General features: G+C 47.7%; 1 protein-coding gene. It reads left to right on the plus strand.

What is annotated here, in order from left to right; genetic code table 11:
• The first annotated feature begins 71 nt into the window (after window positions 1–71).
• Window positions 72–1,103 carry an IS630 family transposase gene (locus LSG37_RS21110; protein ID WP_233081979.1) on the plus strand — a complete coding sequence of 344 codons (1,032 nt, stop codon included), beginning with the start codon at window positions 72–74 and terminating at the stop codon, window positions 1,101–1,103.
• The last annotated feature ends 23 nt before the right edge of the window (window positions 1,104–1,126 follow it).

Here is a 1,126-nt window from a genome sequence, read left to right on the forward strand (position 1 = left end):
AGGGAACTCAATGCGGTTTGCGCGATCTGATCAGTCGCCAAACAAAACCAAAGACACCAACCGCATTGAGTATGAATACGTTACCATTTTTTACACCACAGGCGCTGTACCGCCTTAAAAAAATAGTGCAGTGGAACCCAAACAGGCCGCTGGCACGCAGAGCAAACGCCATTTTGTTGTGGGCTCAGGGGAAACCCAAAGCTGAGATTGCCAGATTGCTACAGGCTGCAAGATCCAGTGTAAATCGTTGGATTAAGTGGTATCTCGCTGATGACCTTGATGGGCTACAAGCAGATTTGCCTGGGAAGAAAGTGCGTTTCCCACCGACATTTATCGGTGAGTTACTTAAGCTGCTTATCAGTTTCAGACCGCAGGATTTTGGCTACCAGCGTTCACGCTGGAGCAGTGAATTGCTCAGTATCGTTATTCGTGAGGCGCTGAATATTGTGCTTCACAGCTCGACTATCCGACGCTGGCTACCCAAGCATGGTATTGTCTGGCGACGTGCTGCACCGACATTGCAGATAAAAGACCCGGATAAAGAGGCAAAATTAGCAGCGATAAAACAGGCACTTGCATCCTGTGACGTGGAAAATCCTGTCTTCTATGAAGATGAAGTGGATATCCATCTGAATCCAAAAATTGGTGCTGATTGGGGATTACGTGGCCAGCAACGTAAAGTCGTTACACCGGGACAAAACAAGAAACATTTTCTGGCTGGAGCACTGCACAGCAGTTCAGGCCAGGTGACCTATGTGGGCTCAACGTCTAAAAATACAGTGCTGTTTATCGACTTACTCAGAGCGCTGCGCAGACGCTACAGAAGTGCCAAAACCATTACGTTGATTGTTGATAACTACATCATTCACAAAAGTAAAATCGCAGAGAAATGGCTGAAGAACAACCCGAAATTCAAGCTCTTGTTTTTGCCTGTCTACAGCCCGTGGCACAACAAAATCGAGCTGCTGTGGCATTCGTTGCATGAAACCATCACCCGGAATCATACGTGCCGGTCGATGGATGAACTACTGGAGAGGGTTGAGCATTTTATGGACACGGTTTCTCCCTTCCCGGGTGGTGGGCATGGGAGCAAGCGGGTGTAGCATTATTAGGATCAGTTATTTAG

Source organism: Rheinheimera soli, assembly GCF_021290985.1.
Lineage (GTDB): Bacteria > Pseudomonadota > Gammaproteobacteria > Enterobacterales > Alteromonadaceae > Pararheinheimera > Pararheinheimera soli.